Source organism: Bacillus paranthracis, assembly GCF_001883995.1.
Classification (GTDB): Bacteria; Bacillota; Bacilli; order Bacillales; family Bacillaceae_G; genus Bacillus_A; species Bacillus_A paranthracis.
Genome location: NZ_MACE01000032.1, coordinates 80,229 through 104,217 on the forward strand (window position 1 = coordinate 80,229; position 23,989 = coordinate 104,217).

Consider the following 23,989-nt stretch of genomic DNA (forward strand, 5'->3'; position numbering starts at 1 on the left):
TGATAACATATGATGTAAACAATATACTAACAATAAAACATGACAATTTATGTCATGTTAAAAAGAAAAAAGGTGATACATTTGTCAAAAGCTAAACGCTTATTAGATATTCTTATATTTGCTTCTGCCAAAAAGACATTTACAGCGCAAGAAATAGCTGATGAATTTAATATCTCCGTTCGTACTGTCCATAGATACATTTTAGATTTAAGTGATATGGGGTTGCCCATTTACGCAGAACAAGGTCGTAACGGCGGCTATAAAGTATTAACGAATAGAGTCATTCCACCTATCTTATTTACGGAAGAAGAAGCAGTCTCCATCTTTTTTGCTTTTCAATCTTTAAGTTACTATCGAGACTTGCCTTTTAACACAGAAATCAATTCCGTTACACATAAACTGTATAGCTCCCTACAACATGATGCGAAAGTGAAAGTTGATAAAATACGTTCTTACATCGCCTTTTGGAATCCGAAGCGTACAATTGATACACCTCTTTTAAACGAAGTACTAACTGCGGCTATTGAAAATAAAAATTTACAATTTCAATATGAATCTAAATCGGGGATAAAAACAAAACATGTTCATCCTATCGGTGTATATGCTCATGACGGACTATGGTACTTACCATCCTATGACTTCAGTAGAAAAAAAGTATTACTGTATCGCGTTGATCGTATTCTTTCTATATTATCAACGGAAAAAAATGAAAGTACATTCATGAATTTAGCAAAATGGTTTGACTCTAGCTCTAACGTCGTACACATTCCTACGCAGTTACATGTTTTACTGACAAAAGAAGGTGTGCGCCAATGTAAAAGCGTGCCTTACCTTGAAGAATTCGTTGTAGTAAACGAGGACGGGACAGGATATATACATTCAACAATTGATAAAGGTGAAATAAACTTTATTATCCCTTTATTTTATAGACTTGGAAAAGATGCAAAAGTGTTAGAACCGAAAGAATTAATAGATGGTTTACGTATACGTGCGAAAGAAATTTTACATATGTATGAAGACGAAAAAAGCTGCTAGATGTAAGCAGCTTTTTAGTCTCTTTGTTACTATTGACGAATATCAATCCACCAACGATATTCCGCATTCATATTTTCAGTGCCACCATTCCCTCTGTAATGGAAAGCATCAAGGAAGATTGAATCTAGTTTATCCTCATCTACAAAATAACCTAAGTTAACTTTCATGGTTTGTCCTGGTCGGATACTGCCAATATTGTAAAAACTTTTTCCATCTCCGTGAGGTTCTAAATAATCAACTTCACCTGTCATAATACGCGTTGCGTCCATTCCCTCTTCTTTAGCGTATTTCCATGCATTCCCTTCAAATTTAAGCTGTTTTATGGATGGATGCATATAGATTTCTTCTGTCGACTTTTTACCAATATTTTTCACTGTTGTTGTTAAGTAGACAAATTTAACATTAACTAATTTCGAATCTACTAATGTATCAATTGAATCTTTACCATTCCCTAATTTATATTCATCTCGTCTGTACGATAGTAATTTTCCCGTCTGATCTAAAGCCTTATTCTTGCTTAATATCTCTAGGCCAAGTTCATTAAAGTTCTCTTGTTTAAAATCTTTGATTGAATCAAAAACTTCAACTTTTTCTATCACATATTCAATTTGGCTGTTATCCATAGATATCGTTACTGGAACCTTTTGTCCTATATGAAATAGTCGTTTACTATCTTTTTTCAAAGGAATCACCTTATTTTCTTTCGGTTCAGCTGCTTTGGTAAAGCGATTCTCATCATAATCTGCTATATATGATGCCTTTTCTTTTGACGTAGGCTCAAGTGAAATACTCCCTAACACATCCATCATTTGTTCTTCATTTACATCGGATCCAATATAACTTTCTAACATAATCCCTTCTTTCTCAAAAAAGAGAAAGACCTTTCTGTCAAACATTACGTTGTTGTTCCCAGTTTCTTTATGGACAATTACTGCTTTCCTGCCATTTATCTCTTTTTCTTCATAACTTTTTGAATATAAAGTTTGAAAATCCGCATTTTCTCCCACTCTCGAAAGAACGAATGAAAACCCGCCCATTGCGTCGTTATCTTTAAATGAATATTTCATAGCACTATCATCGATTGCTTCCATATTTTCTGGCAATTTACCTATTTTCAGCTTATACCACTTATCAGCCTTTTTCGAGTCCTTATTTGTTACCGAAACATTTACTTCATAATTTTGTTTTTGAACAATCATATTATAGACTTTCACTGCACCAAAAACGGTTGTCGGCATACCAATCAATAAGCAAGCAGCAGCGATTAACATACGATGTTTTTTACGCTTTTTCTGTGGTTGTCCATTTTTCAGCTTCATTTCCTCCATAAACAATTTCTTTTTACGTGTATATGTATGTGAAAATTCATGTTGTTCTTCGAGTTTATCAAAATCATCTAAAGCAATTTTTTCAGCAAGTTCATATATTTCTTTGGAGTTCTTTGAATTCGTCATGTTGTATACCTCCTATCATATTTTGGACTCTTTTTCGAGCACGCTCAAACTGCTTTCGGACATTAGCCTCCGTTATCCCCATGACGCTTGAAATTTCTTGATACGTTAAGTTATAGAAGACTTTATACTTAAACACCTGTTTGTTAGATTCATTTAACTCTTTTAACAATGCATCAATTTGAACCTCGGACATTACACGTTTTTCCCACTCTTCAATATTTTCATCTACTGCTTCTGCTGATTCTCTTTCATATTCTTCTAAAAATGTTTCATGTCGTCTATTTTTCCGGTAGCTATCAATCGCCTTGTTTTTCGCAACCCTCAAAATGTATCGTTTAAGCTCTTCAGTACTCAAGCTATGGAGCTTTTCCAAGTTCTTATAAAGAGTAATAAACGTCTCTTGAACTGCATCTTCTGCCTGCTGAATATTATTTAAAATAGAATAAGCTACATAATAAATCTTTTGTTCATACAACTCATATAGCTCTTCCATCTTTTCATAATCGTTGTTTGTAACTTTCATATAATTCCTCCTCTCACTCTATATAACGAATGAGCACCATACTTTGTGACACTGCAAAATCTTTTTATAGATAAAATTTAATAATAGAATAAACAAAAGCCCAATTTCTCTATTTTAACTGAGAAATTGGGCTTTTGTTTATTAGAATTTTCCTGAAAACTTCTTTAAAACATCCCTCTTACACTTTTTCATTAAGCAGTATTTGCTCTATCGCCCCTTTTAATAAGCGCTTAGTCTCTTCAAAATTATGATTCTGCTTTTCTCCCGATTGTACCGTATAAAATTCAGCAAACGAGCGCTCTTTATATCTTGGTACGACATGCATATGGTAATGTGTTAACTCGTTAAATACTCCACCATTTTGACAAACTGTAACTCCATCTGGTTTATATAATGCCTTAATCGCTTTTGCAATAAGCTTAGAAGCATCCATAATGGATTTTGCTACAACATCATCTAATTCATCTACTTCTACAACATGCTGTTTTGGCACAATTAAAGTATGTCCTGGATAGAAAGGTGCATGATCTAAAAAACATGTTACATACTCATCTTCGTATACTCTGTAAATTTTCTCCTCTTCGTTTGCTAATTTACATCCTAAACATTCCATCATACTTCCCCCCCTCTCTAAAACAGAAAAACGTGAGAGCCGTATTCTCACGTTTTTCTGTTTTACTTTATTAGCTCAATTGTTTCCGTAACTTTTATACTATCCTTTACAGATTGAACAATTGTGCAATTTTTCACTGCAAGCTGCAACGCCTTGTCCAACTGCTCTTCTGTAATGTTTTGTGCTTTAATTTTATAATGCAAATGAACACTTTCAACTGGTTTTGATAAAGCATCACTTCTACCAATTTCCGTTTCAATTGTAAACGTATCGTATGGAATACGTTTCTTTTCTAAAATTGTTCGAAAGACAATTGCACTACATCCTGCGATTGAAGAAATAAGTAATTGTAACGGTGAATACCCGTTTTCTTTTCCAATCGCTAATTGACCATACGATAAATCTGCCTCAATATCATCTTGTTTGATGGTTAGTTTCATTTGTTGTCTCCACCTTCATCGGTTTCTGCCGTTTCTTATTTATATAATAATATATGTAGCAGAAAATGATAAATGGAATACCACAATATAACGCCATTCTTTGTTCTGGAATAAACGCTAAACTAATAACAACGATACTATTTGTAATTAAAGCTAAAATAGGAACAATTGGATATAACGGTGTTTTATATTTTAAGTCCTCTAACTTTCCTCCGCCTTTTATATACTGACTTCTAAAGCGCAATTGCGACAGGGCAATAATGATCCAACTTGAAACAGCTGATAAACCAGCTATAGATAATAAGTACATGTATACTGTATCTTCTGCAAGGAAACTTGTTAATAAAGATAAAGCAGCTACAGCAATTGTTACGACTAGCGCTGTAATTGGAATACCACGCTTATTTACTTTCTGGAAAGACTTTGGTGCCATTCCTTCATTTGCAAGTGACCATAGTATACGAGTTGCCGCATATAATCCTGAATTCGCTACAGATAGTAACGCTGTAATAATAACGAAGTTCATAATATCAGCTGCATATGGAATACCGATTTTATCAAATACAACTACGAACGGACTTTCAATTACGCCAGCTTCTTTCCAAGAAATTAATCCTACTAAAATCGTCATTGTTAAAATGAAGAATAACATAATGCGCCATACTGTATTACGGATTGCACGTGGAATTGTTTTTTCTGGATTTTCACTTTCTCCCGCTGCAATCCCGATTAACTCTGTTCCTTGGAACGAGAAGTTAACTGTAATCATCGTAAGTAATACGGCAGCTAGTCCATTCGGGAATAATCCACCTTCGCTTACAAAGTTAGAGAAAAGAGGTGCTGCTTCTTTTCCGTCATATGATATAAACCCTAGTAACGCACTACCACCAAGAACAACAAAGGCAAGAATGGTAACTACTTTAATACTAGAGAACCAAAATTCTAATTCAGCATAACTTTTCGCCGAAATTGCGTTTGAAGCATATAAAATAACACCGAATACAAGACACCATACCCAAACATCAACATTCGGAAACCATCTTTTCATCATTAAACCGATTGACGTTAATTCTAATCCTACTGTTACTGCCCAGCCAAGCCAATATAGCCAGCCGATCATAAAGCCCGTTCCTGGTCCAATAAACTTCGTCGCATACTTTTGGAAAGAACCTGAAACTGGCATCGCTACCGTTAACTCTCCAAGACAAAGCATTGTTAAATACATAATAAATCCGCCTACTAAATATGAAAGGATGGCTCCCCCTGGTCCAGCCTGATTAATGGTGTAACCTGAACCTAAGAAAAAACCAGTTCCGATTACACCACCTAGTGCGATCATAAATAAATGTCTACTCTTCATCGTACGATGTAATTTCTCATTCGTTGGTTGCTGCATCTAAATCCTCCCCCTACCAATACCCCTATATCTTGTTAAAATTTTCTGATAATAAAAATATACACGAAAGCGATTACATTTTCTATATAAAATTAAAACTTTTCTGATAAAATAATATAAAAAATTGAATTATTGCAAGATTTAGATTCTATTTAGAGGAAAATAAGGAGAAACAAGGAAAAACCCTTACATATATTGTAAGGGTTAACGAAGTTCTAACCTTCTCGATAAAATTGATAAACTATAGTTTACAATAAAGTACATACAAGCTACTACTATAAACGTTGGAATCATATAATTTACATTTTGTCCGCTAATAATTTGAGCATTATGCATAAGCTCTGGGAGTGATATAACGACTGCTAGCGCTGTATCTTTCAGCAATGAAATAAACTGACTGACAAGTGGCGGGACCATTCTTCTTAATGCTTGTGGTAAAATAATGTGCCAAAGTGCTTGCACATACGTTAATCCTGAAGATCTTGCAGCCTCAATCTGTCCTTTTTCAATAGATAATAGGCCACTTCGAACAATTTCAGATATCATTGCAGCTTCAAATATTGTTAAAGCGACAATTACGGCTGTTATAATTTCTAATTTCAAGCCTGCTTCTGGAAGTGCAAAATATGTGAAAAATATAATTAAAAGTAGTGGTAAGTTTCGAATTACTTCAACGATAACTCCTAATATTTGTGAGAAGACGGGTATTTTTGTGTACCGTACAATCCCTATTACACTACCGATAATAAAGCTAAGTACAATTGCTACGAGCGCTACCTCTAATGTGATGAGTAATCCTTTTAATAAAAAGAGAATATGATCTCCTGTAATTGCTCCCTTAAAATCCATTTACACCGCCTCCTTTGCTAAGCGTTTTTCTAAATAACGCACTAGCATACTGAGCGGAATTGTTAATATTAAATAAAACATCCCGACAAATATATACACATCGAACGTAACAAACGTCTTCGTTGAAATTAAATCTCCTTGATACATTAAATCAGCACCAGCAATAATTCCGAGTATAGAAGAGTTTTTTACTAAATTGAGAAATTGATTTCCTAAAGGAGGGATTACGATTTTCATCGCCTGGGGCAAAACAATATAATACATTCCCTGTACATACGTCAATCCTGAGGAACGTGCTGCCTCCATTTGGCCTTTCGCGACTGATAAAATACCAGCTCGAATGACTTCCGCAATAAACGCTGCAGTATATACGGTAAGCGTAACTGTTCCTGCTACAAAACCATTTAAAGTAATTCCTACTACAGGTAAAGCGAAATAGAATATAAATGCAATTAATACGAGCGGAATATTTCTTACAAATTCTACAATAGCAGCTCCCAACCAATTTAAAATGCGAATTGGTGCAATACGCATTACCGCCAAAATTACTCCTAAAATAAAGCTTCCTATCAATGCAAGTACACTAGACATAACTGTATACTTAAAGCCTTCTAAATACATATCAATGTTATTCGTTAATATAGAAAAATCAGGCACATATTCTCCCCTCTTTCTTTACAAGAAGAGGATGAGTACTCTCATCCTCTCACTTTTACTATTTATCACTTTACTTCTCTGGTTTCTGCCCAATCCATTTCTCATATAATTTGTCATACTCTCCGCTTGCTTTCATGTCTTTAATTAAATTATTAATCTCTTTCGTTAAATCATCTGCACCTTTTTGCACTGCGATTCCGTACGGTTCATCCGTAAAAATTTTCCCTACCACTTCATAATTTGAATCTTGTTTTGCCATACCGTAAAGAATTGCATTATCTGTCGTTAAAACATCACCTTTTCCTGCTTTTAACGCTGTAAATGCCTCACTGTAATTTTCAAATTCTAATACAGTCGCTTCTGGTGATTTTTGGCGAATGTTATTTGTCGATGTTGAGCCTTTTACTGCTAACACTTTTACGCCCTTTTTCACATCATCAATACTTTTAATATCGCTTCCTTTTTTCACGAGTAACGATTGCCCTGCTTTAAAATATACATCTGAAAAATCGACCTCTTTTTTACGTTCTTCTGTAATTGTCATTGTTGCAATAATTGCATCAATGTCACCATTTTTCAGGAGTGGAATACGCGTTTTAGATGTTACCTCTTTCAACTCTAGTTTCTTTTCATCCCCAAGAATCTTTTTCGCAAGCGCCTTTGCAACATCAACATCAAATCCTTCTACCTGCCCTGTCGAAGGATTTTTCAATCCAAATAAGTTCGTATCATTCTTCACCCCAACTACTAACTTCCCTCGCTTCTTAATTTGTTCAACAGCACCGCCTTGCTTCGTGTTCGTTTCTTTTGCCTCATCTTTTTTACTTCCGCATCCAGCAACGACAAGTACGAATAGACATGAAAATACGATTAACGTAAACAACTTTTTCATTTTAAGCATAAAACTCCTCCTTTAATGGTTTAACACTCGGCTTAAAAATAGACGCGCTCTTTCTTGTTCAGGACTCGCAAAAAATTGCGCCGGTGTTGTATCCTCAATAATCTTGCCATCATCCATAAATAAAATCCGATCGGCTACCTCCCTTGCAAATCCCATTTCATGCGTGACAACGACCATCGTCATCCCTTCTTTAGCTAGCGTTTTCATAACATCAAGTACTTCCCCGATCATCTCTGGATCAAGAGCAGACGTAGGCTCATCGAATAGCATAATTTCCGGCTGCATCGCAAGTCCTCTAGCAATTGCCACCCTTTGCTGTTGTCCACCAGATAATTGATGTGGATATACACTGGCCTTCTCCGGAATTCCTACTTTCTCTAAATAAAACATCGCCGTTTTCTCTGCTTCCTCTTTTGAAATTTTATTTACTTTAATAGGTGCTAGTGTAATATTTTGAAGAACCGTTTTATGTGGATATAAATAAAAATGTTGAAAGACCATTCCGATATTTCGGCGTAATTCATTCATATCTGTTTTCGCATTGTGTACCTCCGTATTTTGTACAATTAACTCTCCATCTGTAATTGACTCTAACTGGTTTATACACCGAAGCAACGTGCTTTTTCCTGATCCTGAAGGCCCAACAACTACTACCACTTCACCTTTTTTCACTTGTACATTAATATCTTTTAAAACTTGAAAGTTACCATAATATTTATTTACATTACGAAACTCTATCAACATACTCCCCCCTTCCCCTAACAAAGCATGTACATTCTTTTTATATTCAAAAATAAGCAAAAAAATAACTTTGATCCTCATTTCACCCATAAAAAAAGCAAAGGGGTTTCCCCTTTGCTTTTTCATCTCTATTCCATTACGATACTTCTTCTTTCTTATCTTTTCCGTATTCATGCTCCCAGAAATCAGCATTTTTAATTCCTAATGGCCCTGGATCGAATACTGGATCTTTTCCTTCTTTTTTCTGCTTTTCATAATCCTTTAATGCAACTAATGCAGGTTTTTGTAATAGTAAAATCGCAATGATATTTACCCATGCCATAATTCCTACACCGATATCGCCTAAAGCCCAAGCCGTTGCTGCTGTTTTGATACAACCGTAGAATACAGCTCCTAAAAAGACAAACTTTAGTACCATAGACAGCCAAGGGCGGTCTTTATCACGGTTTAAGTACGCGATATTCGTTTCTGCAATGTAGTAATACGCCATAATTGTTGTAAATGCAAAGAATAGTAACGAGATTGCAACGAAACCGTTTCCAAATCCAGGGAAAACAGATTCTACTGCTGCCTGTGTATATCCCGGTCCTGGCTGTGCACCATTTAATTTATTTACGATAAAGTTTTTTCCGCTTGCATCAAATACGTTATACATGCCTGTAATAATCATCATAAATGCTGTTGCTGAACAAACAAATAATGTATCAATGTAAACGGAAAATGCTTGCACTAAGCCTTGCTTAGCTGGATGTGATACTTCTGCTGCTGCCGCTGCATGTGGCCCAGTTCCTTGCCCTGCTTCATTAGAATAAATACCACGTTTTACCCCCCAAGAAATTGCTAAACCGATAATACCACCAAATGCTGCTTCTAATGCAAACGCACTTCTTATAATTAACATAAATGCTTCTGGCAGTTTTTCAATATTCATAGCGACAATAACACAAGCTACTAAAATATACCCAACTGCCATAAACGGTACGACAACTTGCGCTACGTTAACAATACGCTTTACTCCACCGAAAATGATAAGAGCTAATACAACAACTAATAAAGCCCCTGATAATGTAGTGTTAATTCCAAAAGCTGTCTCTAAACTTACAGCAATACTATTTGCTTGCACGCCCGGTAATAAAAGCCCAGTTGCAAGAATTGTCGCTGCAACGAATACTAAAGCATACCATTTCACACCTAGACCTTTTTCGATGTAATAAGCAGGTCCACCACGAAACTGTCCTTGATGCTTTGTCTTATAGATTTGCGCGAGTGTTGATTCTACATAAGCTGATCCTGCTCCTAAAAAGGCTACTGCCCACATCCAAAATACAGCCCCTGGTCCACCGAAGGCAACCGCTGTAGCTACCCCAGCGATATTCCCTGTCCCAACGCGCCCTGATAACGAAAGTGCTAACGCTTGGAATGAAGAAACACCAGCCTCTGATTTTTCTCCTTTAAATGTCAGCTTCACCATTTCTCCTACGTGCCTTACTTGTAAAAACCTCGTTCGAATAGAAAAATATAAACCTGCTCCTAAACATAAATAAACAAGTGCTGGACTCCAAACAATATTATTTAACCAATTTACGAAAGCTTCCAATATTCCCCCTCCTTTTTATCAAGAATATTCAGAATATATAAAAATTATAAGTGTATACCGAATCTATGACAATATTATTTTAATAAAACAAACATATTTTTGTATAAAAAAACAAAGTATATATTTGTTTTATATACTTTGTTTTGAACAGAATGTATTATATATTCACAATTGCTTCTTTTTTTATAATTCTTTCGTATAGCTCTTCTGATAACTTTCGGAAATTATCTGGCATATCTTTCCCTTTAAATTTCTTTTGGAGCGTACCGTATAGACCTATGTCACGCAAACGTAAAAATAGTGGTAATGATTCATACCAGCTATCCGCCAGTCTGTGCTCATACTCATAGCCTTTCCGTAACACTTGTAACTGTTTACGAGCAAAGTCTGTCTTCTCTTCCGCTGTCCACGTTGTAAATAGAACAGAGTAATAAAGAACCATTGCTAAATCGTGTATAAAGTAATTATAAGCCGCATCATCAAAATCAAAGATTGTTAGCTCTTTTCCATCATAATGAAAATTACCTGGATGAATATCCCCATGCATAAGGCCGAATGTTTCTCTTTCAATTGGAAGAGCCTTTATCTCATCCATTAATACCGCAGCGATCTTTTTCACTTGATCATCTTCTAATCCATTAACAATCCCACTCTCATCTTCTTCCCACGTATCACGGTAGTCTGTTTTAGGATAATCCATTGTAAGGCGATGCAGTTGTCCAATCGCTTTTCCCCATGCTTCAAAGTAAGCGTCTCCCCAATAAGGCGATTCCGCTCCTTTTACTTGCTCACCTTTTGCATATGTAAATAAAGAAGCGAAAAAGAAAGTTTCATCCTCTGCTCTGATGTCTTCTACAAGATTTTGAGATGCTGAATAAAGGGGGCCTGCTACCTTTGCCCCATTCTCCGCAACATATCGTAAAAAATCTAGTTCAGCCTCTACCTCTTGTTTAGAGCGATGAGAAGAATGTGTTAAACGTAATACGTAATCTTCATCATTATCACCCTTCGCCTTAAAAATATAATTCTCAAAATCTCCAAGCGGCTTTTCGTCCACTGTTACATGAAACAAACTCGCTGCTCTTTTTAAAATCTCTTTCGTAAAAATACGTTCTACAGCTATTTCCATATGTATCCCTCCTATATATCTTCTTAATTCGACATAAATGTGAGAAGTACTGCTATGAAATTGAATAATGCGTGGGCAATCATAGCCGATAAAATAGAATTTGTTTTCTCATATAACCAAGCAAATACTACCCCACTTAAAAAATTCACCGGTAATGTGTTATATGTTGGAATATGGACAACAGTAAATATTATGGAACTGATAAACATACCGCCCCGCATGCCATATCTATTACGAAAAAATGTATAAAAAACACCTCGATATAAAATCTCTTCATAAATTGGTGATATAATTGCTGCTCCAATTACCGCGATACAGAACGAATATATTGATTTATCATTTTGGACCGTCTCCGTTTTACTATTTTCAAAAGAAATACCCATTTTCTCCATTATCATTAATACAGCAATACTAACTACAATTAAGGTAATCAATGCTATAACTGTCCATAAAAAATCTTTCCATGAAAGTTTTCGAATTCCAATATCTTTCCACGAGAGTTTATATCTTTTGATACAAAAAAGATAAACTACAGTAGTAAATATCACTGCCATTATAAAGCCCATTAATACTCCAGCATATAGTGAGTTACCTATTACTTCTAAAATATATTTATAAAAAAGGGATTCGACAGTTACTGGAACAATAACAAATACAAACATAAATAAATATAAAACTTCTTTCCATCCCCACATATACCTCAAAGTCATTTATATCATCCCCTATATCCTATTTTCTATAGTATAAAAGATGACGTAACGTAACTTTCAAGCTACTTTGTCAAAAATAATCCAAGCATAAATTTCTCACAAAAAGCAAAAATTAACAGAAGTAACTTTATCTAAAAGAGGTGGAAATTATGACAGAGCAAAAAGAACAACAAAAGAGTACGGATCAAAAGCATATGTTTCCATCACTTCCGGAAAATATTAATTACATTGAAAATAAGCTATGTCACTCAGATGATATAAAAAAATTAGATGTCCCATTCCAAAACTGCAAAGGAACAATCTTATATATCGAATCTTTAGCAGATTTAAATTTAATTCACCAATTAGCTCTTGAGCCTTTATTAACTCGGTCGGATTTGTCTTTAGATAAAGCTTTTGCCACATTAAGTATGAAGAAAGAAACAAATTTAAATTACGGTGTGCAACTTTTATTACAAGGCAAATCATTATATTTTCATGAACAAGTCGACAGTTTTTGTATTTTCGAAACAGCTTTATCTTTAAAGAGAGATATAGCAGAGCCTGATAATGAAGGCATTGTACGTGGACCACATACTGGTTTTGTAGAAGATTTAGCAACCAATTTAGCTTCCATTCGTAAACTCATAAAAAGTCCAAATATCGTCGTTAAATATTTCACACTTGGTGAAGAAATGCATACGAAAGTGGCAATTGCTTATATGCAAAACATAGCGAATGACGATTTAGTTACAGAAGTAAAAAGAAGGTTAGAAACGATTAAGACAGATGCACTTATGCCTCCGGGATATATACAAGAATTTATAGAGGATACGTCTTTCTCACCATTTCCGCAGCAATTAAATACAGAGCGTCCAGATAGAGTCGCAGCAAATTTAATGGAAGGACGAGTGGCTATTTTATCTGATGGAGATCCAACAGCGCTTATCGTTCCTGTTACGTTATTTGCTTTCTATCAATCACCAGATGATTACAATAACCGCTGGATTGTCGGTTCCTTCGTCCGAATGATTCGCTTAGTGAGTTTCTTGATTGCTTTTCTCTTACCAGCTATCTATATCGCAACCGTAGCCTTTCACCCTGATGTATTGCCGCTTGAACTTGTGTATACAATTAAAGCTTCATTAGAGAAAGTACCACTTCCTCCTATTTTTGAAGCTCTCTTAATGGAGCTAATTTTCGAGTTATTACGGGAAGCTGGTATTCGTTTGCCGAGCAGAGTTGGACAAACAATCGGTATTGTAGGTGGTTTAGTAATTGGTGATGCAATTGTAAAAGCTGGACTTGTTTCTTATACGATGATCATCGTCGTAGCTTTAACTGCCATCTCATCTTTTCTCGTTCCATCAAACGATATGAGTTCAGCTGTTCGAATTCTTCGTTTTCCATTAATGCTCCTTGCTGCGATATTTGGATATGTAGGAATATCATTGGGTCTAATTATAACTTTCGTTCACCTATGTCAGCTTCATTCTTTTCATACACCATATCTTTCTCCTGTTGCACCAATGCGGATCAAAGATATGAAAGATTCTTTTGTCAGACTACCAATTTGGTCATTTTGGGAACGACCACATGATCCAAAACCGAAAAAAATGCAGCGCCAACATGTAACGAGAGAGGATGAGGACGGTGACAAACACGCAAAGTAAAATTTCGCTCGTTCAATTTACCTTTTTCGTTATCCAATGCCAAATTGGAGTGGGGATACTTTCCCTGCCTAACCGTCTTCACCCAATAGCAAAAGGTGGTGGATGGATTTCCGCGCTCATCGCCGGGCTTGCGATTCAGCTTATTATTTTACTTATGTGGCTTTTCTTAAAACGATTTCCTGATGCAGATATGTATGAAAGTGTTTGTATGCTATTTGGTAACAAGTTTGGAAAACTATTAGGCTTTGCTTATGTTTTTTATTTTACCCTTATCGGTATGACAGTTATGTTAAATGCTTGTAATGTCATTAAAGTTTGGATATTACAAGCTACTCCTTGGTCTGCCATTCTCATGCTATTTACAATAGCTTGTTGTTATGTAGCTTATAACACCTTTAAAGTCATCATACGATTTTATGTCATGGCCTCTATCCTCATTATTCCAATGGCCCTTTTAATTGCCCTAGGGCTTTCCAGAGCTGATTTTTCTTATATTTTTCCTATTACAGAAGCCGGCTGGTGGAATATAATTCAAGCATCCAAGGAAACAATTACAGCCATGTATGGTTTTGAAATTATTCTTATCGCTTTCCCAAAAGTAAACGGGAGTTCTGTAGCAAAACTAAAGGCAATTTCTATCGCGAATGGATTTGTAACCTTTTTTTATACTTTTACTGTTTGGATTTGCTTTATCGTATTTAGTCCAAAACAAATTGAGCTTATTCCAGAACCAGTTGCTTACTTATTACGATCCTTGCATATCGGGATTATAGACCGAACTGATTTACTATTCATACCAATTTGGATGATAACAGTTGTAGCTTCTATCGCTAGTTATTACTGCGCTGCTTCTATAGGGATTGGACATATATTCAATCTTGCTAATCATAAAAAAGCTGTCCCAATCGTTGGTATTATTGCCTTTAGTGTAGCCTTATTTATAGATACACCTGAAGAATTAAAAGTAATCTCAACTTTCACTGATAAGTTCACGTATATTTTCATAGTTGTCCTCCCTCTTTTATTTCTACTTTATTCAGTAATAAGAAATAAGAAAGGAGAACAGTATGTTCAAAAAAAGAGTTAAATTACTTTTTGTATTATGTACTAGTGCATTCCTTGCTGGCTGTTGGGATCAAGAACCATTAAGGGAAGCAAGGTTAGCTTATAGTATCGGATCTGATATTACGGAAGAGAATCAACTCCAGCAAACAATTGAGCTCGTAAAAAGTTCAAGCGGCGAACAATCTTCATTCGAGAATGAAATACACTCAGCAACCGGGCATAACATAAGAGATACAAGCGATGCACTGAAAAAAAATGTGACTGGAAATATTCGTTATTTTAAATATGGTGTTCAATTACTAGGAACCAAAATTTTAAAAAAAGGTATACTCCCCTATTTAGATGTCAGCTTTCGGGACCCAACAAACCCAACTGCTTTAGTAAAACTTATTGCAGTAGATGGTGAAACATCCGAGATACTAGAAAAAAAGAAAGTAGGAAATTTACTAATTGGAGATTTTCTAAAGAAAAAAGTGAAAAGCTTAGAAGATATGAGTGTATTTCCAAAAGAAACTTTAGAAACAGCTGCTACAAAAATGTTAGATCCCGGTAAAGACTTTACCCTTCCTTCTATAAAAATAAAAGGAAAAGAAGTAATTACAAACGGATTAGCTTTATTTAACAATGATAAATTGACCGGGCATTTACCTTTAAAACAATCTGTTTTATTCGTATTATTAACTGGAAAAATGGGAACAAGTGCCCGTATAACCCAAAAACTTACTAGCGATGAATCCGAGAAGACATCTGACTATTTAACAATGGAAGTGAGCAATCGGAAATTAAAACGAGACTTAAAAATAACAACAGATAAAAAAGGAAATGTTTATGCTCACATTAAGCTTCAATTAAAAGTTATAGCCCTTGAAGCTCCGAGAGATAATCTTTACAAAATGGATGAAAGAAAAAAACTAAATAAGGAACTATCCAAACAGCTCACGAAAGAAGCGAAAAAAATAACGAAAAAGTTACAAAAGGCAAATTGTGATGCTTTCGGAATTGGTAGACATCTTATCGCTTATCATCCTGACCTATGGAAGAAAAAAAATTGGAATAAAGATTATGCAAAAGTAAAATTTAAGCCTGAGGTAGAAGTAAGCATTTTGTATAGTGGTGTCTTAAAATAAAAGGTTGTATGCCACGCAGGCATACAACCTTTTATTTCGTATATCGATATACAATTGATTCATATGGTCTTAAGTCAAGGTTTGTAATATCCTTGCTGGAATCTTTATAATTCGACAGTAATACTTCTTGTTGCATTCCATCTAATTGAACGTGCGCTGGTACAGAGTACGTTATTTCCTCTCCATAGAAGTTATTGATAACAAGTAGCACTTCACTTTCTGTAGTACGAGTATATGCCCAAATTTTAGGATCATTTTCATCCAAAATAGCATATTCTCCTTCTGTAATTACATCATACGTTTTTCTAAGTTCTATTAACTCTTTATAATGATAAAATACAGACTCTTTATCTTCTAATGCCTTCTCTACGTTTATTTCTTTAAAGTTTTCAGCCACTGAAATCCAAGGTGTACTTGTTGTAAAGCCACTGTTCATCTCTTCATTCCACTGCATTGGAGTACGGGAGTTGTCACGAGATTTTTGTTTTAAAATCCCAATAATCTCTTCTTTTGATAATCCTTCTTCCAACTTTATATCATATATATTTAACGATTCCACATCACGATATTGTTCAATAGACTCAAAATTAGGATTCGTCATACCGATTTCTTCGCCTTGATAAATATAAGGCGTTCCTTGCAACATATGCATAGCCGTTGCTAACATTTTTGCAGATTCATTTCTATACTTCTCATCATTACCGAAACGTGACACAATACGAGGCTGGTCATGATTACACCAGAATAACGCATTCCATCCCCCGCCCTTTTGCATTTCAATTTGCCAATTAGACATAATCTCTTTTAATTTAATAAAATCAAAATCAGCCTTCGTCCACTTATCACCATTCGGATAATCAACTTTTAAATGATGGAAACTAAACGTCATACTTAATTCATTACGCTCAGGGTTTGAATATTTAATACAATTATCAATTGTCGTAGATGACATTTCTCCAACTGTAATTACATCTTTCCCTTCAAAAACATTTCGGTTCATTTCTTGTAAATATTCATGAACACGTGGGCCATCTGTATAATATTTACGGCCATCGCTTGTCGCCGTACTTCCATTATCATTTAAGAACTGTTGATCTTTTGAAATTAAATTAATAACATCTAATCGGAATCCAGTTACCCCTTTATCAAGCCAAAAGCGCATCATATCATATACTTCTTCACGAAGTTTTTCATTTTCCCAGTTTAAATCTGCTTGTGTCTCATCAAATAGATGTAAATAATATTGCTCTGTCTTCTCATCATATTTCCAAGCAGACCCACCAAACTTAGATTGCCAATTATTTTTTTCATCACGCCAAATATAGTAATTACGATATGGACTATTTTTATCTTCCTTCGCTTCTTTAAACCACTTATGCTCCGTCGAACTATGATTTACAACGATATCAAGCATAATTTCAATGTTACGTGCTTTTGCTTCTTCTAAAAGCTCTTCAAATTCTTCCATCGTTCCGTAAGATGGATCAATATTGTAGTAATCACTTACATCGTATCCATTATCATTTTGTGGCGATTGGTATATCGGTGTTAACCAAATATAATCTACTCCGAGTTCTTTTAAGTAATCTAGTTTTTCTGTAACCCCTTTTATATCACCGGTTTCTTTATTGTAATAGCTATTAAAGCTCTTCGGATAAATTTGATAAACTACACTTTTATGCCAATCCTTCATGTTTAACTTCCTCCTACTTCTGTTTTACTCGTTTTGCAAATAACCACGTTAACGTAAATGGAATTACAATTGCGATAACCATTCCGACAATAAACATTGGAATCGATTTCGGAATGATAGAAATAAATGCTGGTAATCCACCAATTCCGATAGCAGGTGCTAATACACCATTTAATGTAATGAATATCGCCGCCACAGCCGATCCGATAATCGCTGCATAGAACGGGAATTTATTTCGTAAGTTTACACCAAACATAGCTGGCTCTGTAATACCGAAATATGCCGAGATTGCTGATGTCGATGCCATACTTTTATCATTTTGATTTTTAGAAATCCAGAACATCGCAAGTGCCGCACTACCTTGCGCAATGTTAGAAAGAGCAATCATCGGCCAAATGAATGTACCACCGTGTTGTGCAATTAATTGTAAATCGATAGCAATAAACATATGATGCATACCTGTAATTACAAGTGGTGCATACAATGCTCCAAATAATACTGCTCCAACTACTGGTACTGTTTCATATACACCTACTAATCCTACTGTTAATAAATCTCCAATATGACGTGTAACCGGACCAATAATCCCTAATGCTAATACACCTGTCACAACGATTGTTGTAATTGGTACAACTAATAATTGAATTGCATTTGGTACATGTTTCTTTAAAAAGATTTCTACTTTACTTAATACAAATGCTGCTACTAAAACCGGCAAGATTTGTCCTTGATATCCTACCTTCTCAATTTGGAACAGCCCTAAAATATTGAAGTACTCAATCTTTTGACCATCTAAACCAGTCGCTGCTTTTCCATAGTCCCAGGCATTTAATAAGGCCGGATGCACAAGCATTAATCCCATAACAATCCCTAGTATTGGACTACCACCAAAACGTTTTGTTGCTGACCACCCGACAAGTGCCGGTAAGAATACGAATGCTGTATTGGCCATCATATTAATTAAATCCCAAAGCCCGCCTAAGTTTGGATACACATCTAATAAATTTTTTCCATCAAAAAATAAGTCCTTTGCGCCTAATAGATTGTTAATACCCATTAATAAACCAGCTGTTACGATTGCTGGTAATATCGGCATAAATACATCTGAAAATACTTTTACAAACTTTTGAGCTGGATTTAACTTTTGGTTTCCAGAATCTTTTACATCAGCTACTGTCGCTTCCTTCATACCTGCAAGCGTTATCAATTCAGCATATACTCGATCAACATCTCCTGGACCGATTACAATTTGAAATACCCCAGCGTTATGAAACGCTCCCTTCACTAATGAAACAGACTGCAATTTATCGTTATCTATTTTACTTTCATCCTTTAAAGCGATACGGAGTCTCGTTACACAGTGCGCAGCTTGTTCAATATTGTCTTTCCCGCCAATATACTGCAACACTTCCTCTGCTGTTTTACGATAGTCTTTCCCCATATTCCCGTCCCTCTTTTCTTTTTTTGATACCGTTTACAATTACATATTAACTCGTATATATAAGTTAGTCAACACTCATATATACGAGTTTGTCATTTTTTTATAAAAAAAGAGATGAAACGTTATTACGTTCCATCTCCTTATTTTCTCCGCGCCACATCCGAAAAATGAAAAATATCTAAGCGGTGGCGGGATTCTGTATATTCGAACTGACTTCCATCATACAAATGCGTAAAGTTTTTCACGACAACAACATAATCTGTTCCATTTAAATCTAAATACTTTCTATCGTCCTCTGTACATGGTTGCACTTCAATTACTCTCTGTGAGTAACTAATATGAAGACCTAGTTCTTTCTCAATATATTTATAAATGGACCCCGCTGCAATCTCACTCGTTAATCCAGGAATATATTCCGATACAAAATGATTAATATCCAAAATTACTTTTTCTCCATCAATATTTCGTACGCGTTTAATATGATCTATGTCTGTTTTCTCTTTCACATTTAATAGCTTTGCAACCTCTTTTGTCGCTTTTACTTTCTCCATTTCCACGACTTCTGTAATACAATGGCGTCCTAAACGTTCATTTTCTTCTTGGAAACTTACAATACCACCAAAGTTGAATTCAATGTTTTTTCGCTTTAAAACAAAAACACCTTTTCCGTGTATTTTTTGAACATATCCACGTTCTTGTAATAAATCTACAGCTTTTCTTACAGTACCGCGGCTCGCTTCATATTGCTTCATTAATTCAGTTTCTGATGGGATTTTGCATCCCTCTTTTAATTGCCTATTATCAATAGAATTACTGATTTCTGTATAAATTTGTTCATACTTACTCATCATCTACAATAGCCCCTTGTCACCTTCTAGTTCTATATGTATTATACCATGCTACACTCTTCTGCCAATCTCTCACTTATTTTCCAGTATAGGAAAAATAAAGGTAAATATTTAATCTCTAAAACGTATTTTTATAAAAATTTTTATATTTTTCTTTTCATTCAAAAAAACATGTAGTATACTAACTTCAAAATCAGAGGAGAAAGGGAGCAAAGAACTATGCTTACTTATACAACAATTGTAGTTACATTTGCACAAAAACATCATCATCATACGTAACCCTTGAAACCTAGCGGAAAAATTACGCGTAGGTACAAGGGTTATTCCCGTTGTACCTACGCTTTGGCGAAGAGCCATGTAGGTATTTTTTATCTACATGGCTCTTTTTTTATTGCCAAAAAGCTAGTAAAAAATGATGTTTAAGCAAATATTACTACAAAGGAGTTAACCAAAATGGAAACGAAAAAATGGGGATTATGGGTTTTAACAGCTTTTGTTATCGGGAATATGGTTGGCGGTGGCGTATTTATGCTCCCAGCAAATTTAGCACAAGTATCAGGTCCAATGGGTTCTACACTTGCATGGAGTATTACAGGACTTGGCGTATTTATGATTGCACTCGTATTTGGAAATTTAGCAATCCGAAAACCAGAATTAAAAGCGGGACCACAAAGCTATGCTCAAGCGATGTTCCCTTCAAAAAAAGCGGGTAAAGTTGCAGGCTATAGTATGGCATGGGGATATTGGGCTGCGAACTGGGCTGCAACAGCATCTGTTATTATTTCCTTTGCTGGATATTTATCAACATTCTTTCCAGTTTTACAAAGTAAGCAAATTCTCTTTTCAACGAACGGATTTTCACTAGAACTTGGAAAAGGATTAACGTTCCTCGTATGTAGCCTTATGTTATGGGGAATTCAATATATTCTTTCTCAAAATATTGATCGTGCTGGAAATATGAATCTTCTTGCTACTATTGCAAAAATTATCGGATTTACAATGTTTATTGTAATCACATTATTCATTTTCAATGCCTCTAATTTCGGAGACGGGCAAACATTTATGAATGAAGCAGGACAATCCATTTCGTTAGGTGGACAAATCAATTCAGCTGCTATTGCAACACTTTGGGCATTTATCGGTATTGAATCGGCTGTCATGCTTTCTAATCGTGCAAAATCTCAGCGTGATGTTAAAAAAGCGACTATTTTCGGATTAATTATCGCTCTTCTTATTTACATGTCAATTACGCTACTTACAATGGGAGCTCTCCCGCAAGATGCTTTAAAAGACTCTCAAAAACCATTAGTAGACGCATTAAATTTAGCAATTGGCAATAAAGGCGCATATATAATGGCTTTACTTGCACTTGTATCTTTATTTGGATCTACAGTTGGCTGGATCGTTGTTAGTTCAGAGGTTCCTTATCAGGCAGCAAAAAATGGGCTTTTCCCTAAATTTTTTGCGAAAACAAATAAAAAAGGTAGTCCTTCAAAATCATTATTTATTACAAATGTGATGACGCAAATTTTCTTATTCTCAACGATTTCTGGTACCGTATCAGAAGCTTATAATTTCGCTATCGTTGTAGCAACATTAGCTTATTTAATTCCATACCTTGTTTCTACGCTGTACCAATTCAAATTAGTTATTACAGGAGAAACGTATGATATAATGCCTGGCTCTCGAATAAAGGACGGCATCATTACTACATTAGCATTCATATATTCTATTTGGGTTATCAAAACGGGAACTGCTGATTTAAAAACGTTCTTCTTAGGAATCGGATTGTTCGTATTAGGTCTTATTCTTTATCCTGTACTAATGAAAGACTCACAAAAAATGAATTAAAAAAGGAGAAGCTTCTGGCTTCTCTTTTTTATTAGAAGTCTATAATTAACTTTTCCTTTAACTCTGCTACAGATAAAGGTTTTGCATAATAAAATCCTTGTACATAATCACAGCCCATCGATTTTAATAAGCTTTCTTGCTCTACTGTCTCTACCCCTTCAGCAACTACTGCTAAATGTAAGCTATGGGCAATTTCAATAACAGATTTTACAATCGTTCGCTCTGGCTGTGCATGATCATAATGAAATTCACGAATAAAATTACGATCAATTTTTACTATATCCAGCGGTAGTTGTTTTAAATAATATAAGGAAGAATAACCCGTTCCGAAATCATCTAAAGCAATTAAAATACCCATATTTCTTAATTCTTGTAATGTAGCAATAATATAATCAAAATGACGAACAGCAATGCTTTCCGTTATTTCTAAAATTAAACGATTTGCAGGAAATCCAGTTCTCCTTAAAATGCTACGTACAGATAAAATAAAACGCTTTTGCATTAATTGTTGTATGGATAAATTCACAGATAACTTTAGTCCTTCTTCATACTCTGGCAATGTTTTAAACAAGCGACATGACTTTTCTAATACCCAGTCTCCTAATTTTATAATAAGTCCAGATTCTTCAGCTACTGGGATAAATTCGCTTGGTGAAATAGGTCCTTCTTCTGTCGAACAACGCGCTAAAGCTTCAATACCAGTATATTTCTTCGTTTTCAAATCAATAATAGGCTGCAGTGCCACATCTAACTCTTCATCACGAATTGCCTTTTGCAAAGCAAATTCAATTTTCATTCTACGATTTATTTTCGCACGTAACTCATCTGTAAAGAAACACGCTGCATTTCTTCCCTGTTCTTTCGCACTATACATAGCTAAATCTGAATTCTTCAATAGAGTTTCTACATCTTGTCCATCTTGCGGATATGAGCACAGTCCTAGACTAGCTGAAATGTATACTTCGTGACCTTCAAGTATAAATGGCGCCTGAAAGCATGACAACACAGATGTCGCTAGCTGCCTCATCTCATCTTGTGTATGATTTTTTGTTAACAACACAAATTCGTCGCCACCCAGCCTAGCCAGAACATCTTTCTCTCCTAGCACATAATGCAACCGTGAAGCAACTTCGCTTAAAAGTAAATCTCCTATCATATGACCTAGCGTATCGTTTACTAATTTAAAACGATCCAAATCAAAATAAATCATACCAAACTCTCTTTTATCTGCAATCAATTCGTTAACAGTCGTTATTAATTGTAAACGGTTCGGTAAACTCGTTAAAGCATCATGATACGCAAGCTCCCTATAACGACTTTCGCTTAACCGTAACCTCTGTTCTGCTTCTTTCCTACTACTAATATCATTTCGGATCGCAATAAATTGATATGGCTCTCCTTTTTCATTTAAAAATGGAACAATTGTTGTTTTAACCCAATAATATGTACCATCTTTTGCTTGATTTCGAATCTCCCCTCTCCATACTTTTCCGCTCAAAATACGCTTCCATAGCATTTGAAAAAATGTTTTCGGATGATGTCCTGAATTTAAAATACGATGATCTTTCCCTATTAACTCTTCTCGTGTATATTTGGAGATTTCACAAAACTTATCATTTACATATGTAATAAGACCCTTTCGGTCTGTAATCGCAACAATTGAAGACTCATCTAATGCTAACTTTAAATCTCGCAATGAAGATTCATATAATGCATGACCTCTTTGTTCTAGCATGCGCATCTCTCCTTGCTTCCTATCTGACTAAAACATAACTTGTTTCTTTTCATAGAAATAGAGATATTTCATTTCCTAATAATCGTTCTTTACATACATCACGTTTTGAAATATGTCGATTAAAATAACATAATATTATTTGTAATAAAAAGCAATATAATACCGTTTCGATTATAAATAGTAGTTTTTGAATTATAATAACAAAATATTAACATATTTTTACCTTGATTTTGGAAGAATTTTATAAATAAATACTGTATTAAACAAAAAAGAGGATATCCTCTTTTTTTGTTTAATACGGATATGGTGTTGGATATGGCGCTGAATAAATTACTGGGTACGGTGCTGGATATGGCGCTGGATAAGTTACTGGGTATGGTGCTGGATAGTAGCCTCCACCTGCTGCACCCGTTAATGCGCCAGCTGTAAGCCCACCTAACACACCTCCAGCAAAACTTCCAGGGAAAAATCCACCGCCCCATGAGCCGCCACCCCAGCCCCATCCACCTCCGTGATGGTGATGATGATCATG

The 23,989-nt window shown here is 35.2% G+C and carries 22 protein-coding genes; 5 read left to right on the forward strand and 17 right to left on the reverse strand.

The window, feature by feature from the left end:
- Nucleotides 1–39 precede the first annotated feature (39 nt).
- A complete protein-coding gene (locus BAQ46_RS13910) occupies nucleotides 40–1,035 on the forward strand; it encodes a helix-turn-helix transcriptional regulator (RefSeq protein ID WP_211275843.1) in 996 nt (331 codons plus the stop codon).
- A gap of 29 nt (nucleotides 1,036–1,064) precedes the next feature.
- On the opposite strand, the gene BAQ46_RS13915 is transcribed toward BAQ46_RS13910, so the two are convergent.
- The 12 genes from BAQ46_RS13915 to BAQ46_RS13970 all read right to left on the reverse strand — a co-directional run bounded on the left by BAQ46_RS13915 (nucleotide 1,065) and on the right by BAQ46_RS13970 (nucleotide 12,045).
- The gene (locus BAQ46_RS13915) at nucleotides 1,065–2,489 is read right to left on the reverse strand and encodes a DUF4367 domain-containing protein (RefSeq protein ID WP_061131311.1); all 1,425 of its coding nucleotides are present in this window, start codon (nucleotides 2,487–2,489) and stop codon (nucleotides 1,065–1,067) included.
- Complete coding sequence (locus BAQ46_RS13920; RefSeq protein WP_000869279.1) at nucleotides 2,455–3,012, reverse strand: RNA polymerase sigma factor; 558 nt, start codon at nucleotides 3,010–3,012, stop codon at nucleotides 2,455–2,457. The genes BAQ46_RS13915 and BAQ46_RS13920 overlap by 35 nt, the downstream gene beginning before the upstream one ends.
- A gap of 178 nt (nucleotides 3,013–3,190) precedes the next feature.
- A complete protein-coding gene (locus BAQ46_RS13925; RefSeq protein WP_000969618.1) occupies nucleotides 3,191–3,628 on the reverse strand; it encodes an HIT family protein in 438 nt (145 codons plus the stop codon).
- 59 nt (nucleotides 3,629–3,687) lie between these two features.
- A complete protein-coding gene (locus BAQ46_RS13930) occupies nucleotides 3,688–4,065 on the reverse strand; it encodes an OsmC family protein (RefSeq protein ID WP_000778858.1) in 378 nt (125 codons plus the stop codon).
- Nucleotides 4,040–5,461: an amino acid permease gene (locus tag BAQ46_RS13935; RefSeq protein WP_001187115.1), complete on the reverse strand. Its 1,422-nt coding sequence runs from the start codon at nucleotides 5,459–5,461 to the stop codon at nucleotides 4,040–4,042. The genes BAQ46_RS13930 and BAQ46_RS13935 overlap by 26 nt, the downstream gene beginning before the upstream one ends.
- Nucleotides 5,462–5,665: 204 nt before the next feature.
- Nucleotides 5,666–6,310, reverse strand: coding sequence for an amino acid ABC transporter permease (locus BAQ46_RS13940; protein WP_000345989.1), 645 nt, complete (start codon nucleotides 6,308–6,310; stop codon nucleotides 5,666–5,668).
- A complete protein-coding gene (locus tag BAQ46_RS13945; RefSeq protein ID WP_001112694.1) occupies nucleotides 6,311–6,967 on the reverse strand; it encodes an amino acid ABC transporter permease in 657 nt (218 codons plus the stop codon).
- 70 nt (nucleotides 6,968–7,037) lie between these two features.
- Nucleotides 7,038–7,868, reverse strand: coding sequence for a glutamine ABC transporter substrate-binding protein GlnH (gene glnH / locus BAQ46_RS13950; RefSeq protein WP_000916479.1), 831 nt, complete (start codon nucleotides 7,866–7,868; stop codon nucleotides 7,038–7,040).
- 12 nt (nucleotides 7,869–7,880) lie between these two features.
- Complete coding sequence (locus BAQ46_RS13955; protein ID WP_074564835.1) at nucleotides 7,881–8,609, reverse strand: amino acid ABC transporter ATP-binding protein; 729 nt, start codon at nucleotides 8,607–8,609, stop codon at nucleotides 7,881–7,883.
- Nucleotides 8,610–8,745: 136 nt separating this feature from the next.
- Entirely contained in the window at nucleotides 8,746–10,206 is a 1,461-nt protein-coding gene (locus tag BAQ46_RS13960; protein ID WP_000387151.1) for an alanine/glycine:cation symporter family protein, read from the reverse strand.
- A 157-nt stretch (nucleotides 10,207–10,363) separates the two neighbouring features.
- A complete protein-coding gene (locus BAQ46_RS13965; RefSeq protein ID WP_061131309.1) occupies nucleotides 10,364–11,335 on the reverse strand; it encodes a phosphotransferase enzyme family protein in 972 nt (323 codons plus the stop codon).
- Between the two features lie 23 nt (nucleotides 11,336–11,358).
- Complete coding sequence (locus BAQ46_RS13970) at nucleotides 11,359–12,045, reverse strand: CPBP family intramembrane glutamic endopeptidase (RefSeq protein WP_061131308.1); 687 nt, start codon at nucleotides 12,043–12,045, stop codon at nucleotides 11,359–11,361.
- A 149-nt stretch (nucleotides 12,046–12,194) separates the two neighbouring features.
- On the opposite strand from BAQ46_RS13970, the gene gerKA reads away from it, so the two are divergent.
- The 3 genes from gerKA to gerKC are packed head-to-tail and all read left to right on the forward strand — an operon-like array spanning nucleotide 12,195 to nucleotide 15,889.
- Nucleotides 12,195–13,697, forward strand: a complete 1,503-nt coding sequence (gene gerKA / locus BAQ46_RS13975) for a spore germination protein GerKA (protein WP_071742049.1) — start codon at nucleotides 12,195–12,197, stop codon at nucleotides 13,695–13,697.
- On the forward strand, nucleotides 13,678–14,784 hold the full coding sequence (locus BAQ46_RS13980; protein ID WP_071742050.1) for a GerAB/ArcD/ProY family transporter: 1,107 nt from the start codon (nucleotides 13,678–13,680) through the stop codon (nucleotides 14,782–14,784). The genes gerKA and BAQ46_RS13980 overlap by 20 nt, the downstream gene beginning before the upstream one ends.
- Nucleotides 14,765–15,889, forward strand: a complete 1,125-nt coding sequence (gerKC, locus tag BAQ46_RS13985) for a spore germination protein GerKC (protein WP_000474039.1) — start codon at nucleotides 14,765–14,767, stop codon at nucleotides 15,887–15,889. Before BAQ46_RS13980 ends, gerKC begins: the two co-directional genes overlap by 20 nt.
- A gap of 31 nt (nucleotides 15,890–15,920) precedes the next feature.
- Here gerKC and treC read toward each other — a convergent pair whose 3' ends face one another.
- The 3 genes from treC to treR form a co-directional block, all read right to left on the reverse strand.
- A complete protein-coding gene (gene treC / locus BAQ46_RS13990) occupies nucleotides 15,921–17,582 on the reverse strand; it encodes an alpha,alpha-phosphotrehalase (protein WP_000656099.1) in 1,662 nt (553 codons plus the stop codon).
- A 13-nt stretch (nucleotides 17,583–17,595) separates the two neighbouring features.
- The gene (gene treP, locus BAQ46_RS13995; protein ID WP_000513946.1) at nucleotides 17,596–19,023 is read right to left on the reverse strand and encodes a PTS system trehalose-specific EIIBC component; all 1,428 of its coding nucleotides are present in this window, start codon (nucleotides 19,021–19,023) and stop codon (nucleotides 17,596–17,598) included.
- A 140-nt stretch (nucleotides 19,024–19,163) separates the two neighbouring features.
- Nucleotides 19,164–19,874, reverse strand: a complete 711-nt coding sequence (gene treR / locus BAQ46_RS14000) for a trehalose operon repressor (protein WP_000987250.1) — start codon at nucleotides 19,872–19,874, stop codon at nucleotides 19,164–19,166.
- A gap of 450 nt (nucleotides 19,875–20,324) precedes the next feature.
- Between treR and BAQ46_RS14005 the strand changes: the two genes are divergently transcribed.
- The gene (locus BAQ46_RS14005; RefSeq protein WP_071742051.1) at nucleotides 20,325–21,722 is read left to right on the forward strand and encodes an amino acid permease; all 1,398 of its coding nucleotides are present in this window, start codon (nucleotides 20,325–20,327) and stop codon (nucleotides 21,720–21,722) included.
- A gap of 31 nt (nucleotides 21,723–21,753) precedes the next feature.
- Here the strand turns inward: BAQ46_RS14005 and BAQ46_RS14010 are convergent, their stop codons facing one another.
- Nucleotides 21,754–23,457 (reverse strand): putative bifunctional diguanylate cyclase/phosphodiesterase, encoded by a 1,704-nt coding sequence (locus BAQ46_RS14010; RefSeq protein ID WP_000893367.1) that lies wholly within the window; start codon nucleotides 23,455–23,457, stop codon nucleotides 21,754–21,756.
- 292 nt (nucleotides 23,458–23,749) lie between these two features.
- A partial coding sequence (locus BAQ46_RS14015; RefSeq protein WP_071742052.1) for a cobalt transporter occupies nucleotides 23,750–23,989 on the reverse strand: 240 nt, incomplete at its 5' end.

Coding starts and splice junctions, on each gene's coding strand:
- gerKC (WP_000474039.1), top strand. CDS start 14,765: ATGTTCAAAAAAAGAGTTAAATTACTTTTTGTATTATGTACTAGTGCA.
- BAQ46_RS14005 (WP_071742051.1), top strand. CDS start 20,325: ATGGAAACGAAAAAATGGGGATTATGGGTTTTAACAGCTTTTGTTATC.
- BAQ46_RS13910 (WP_211275843.1), top strand. CDS start 40: ATGACAATTTATGTCATGTTAAAAAGAAAAAAGGTGATACATTTGTCA.
- BAQ46_RS13920 (WP_000869279.1), bottom strand. CDS start 3,012: ATGAAAGTTACAAACAACGATTATGAAAAGATGGAAGAGCTATATGAG.
- gerKA (WP_071742049.1), top strand. CDS start 12,195: ATGACAGAGCAAAAAGAACAACAAAAGAGTACGGATCAAAAGCATATG.
- BAQ46_RS13915 (WP_061131311.1), bottom strand. CDS start 2,489: ATGACGAATTCAAAGAACTCCAAAGAAATATATGAACTTGCTGAAAAA.
- glnH (WP_000916479.1), bottom strand. CDS start 7,868: ATGCTTAAAATGAAAAAGTTGTTTACGTTAATCGTATTTTCATGTCTA.
- BAQ46_RS13925 (WP_000969618.1), bottom strand. CDS start 3,628: ATGATGGAATGTTTAGGATGTAAATTAGCAAACGAAGAGGAGAAAATT.
- BAQ46_RS13935 (WP_001187115.1), bottom strand. CDS start 5,461: ATGCAGCAACCAACGAATGAGAAATTACATCGTACGATGAAGAGTAGA.
- BAQ46_RS13930 (WP_000778858.1), bottom strand. CDS start 4,065: ATGAAACTAACCATCAAACAAGATGATATTGAGGCAGATTTATCGTAT.
- BAQ46_RS13970 (WP_061131308.1), bottom strand. CDS start 12,045: ATGACTTTGAGGTATATGTGGGGATGGAAAGAAGTTTTATATTTATTT.
- treR (WP_000987250.1), bottom strand. CDS start 19,874: ATGATGAGTAAGTATGAACAAATTTATACAGAAATCAGTAATTCTATT.
- BAQ46_RS14010 (WP_000893367.1), bottom strand. CDS start 23,457: ATGCTAGAACAAAGAGGTCATGCATTATATGAATCTTCATTGCGAGAT.
- BAQ46_RS13965 (WP_061131309.1), bottom strand. CDS start 11,335: ATGGAAATAGCTGTAGAACGTATTTTTACGAAAGAGATTTTAAAAAGA.
- BAQ46_RS13940 (WP_000345989.1), bottom strand. CDS start 6,310: ATGGATTTTAAGGGAGCAATTACAGGAGATCATATTCTCTTTTTATTA.
- treC (WP_000656099.1), bottom strand. CDS start 17,582: ATGAAGGATTGGCATAAAAGTGTAGTTTATCAAATTTATCCGAAGAGC.
- treP (WP_000513946.1), bottom strand. CDS start 19,023: ATGGGGAAAGACTATCGTAAAACAGCAGAGGAAGTGTTGCAGTATATT.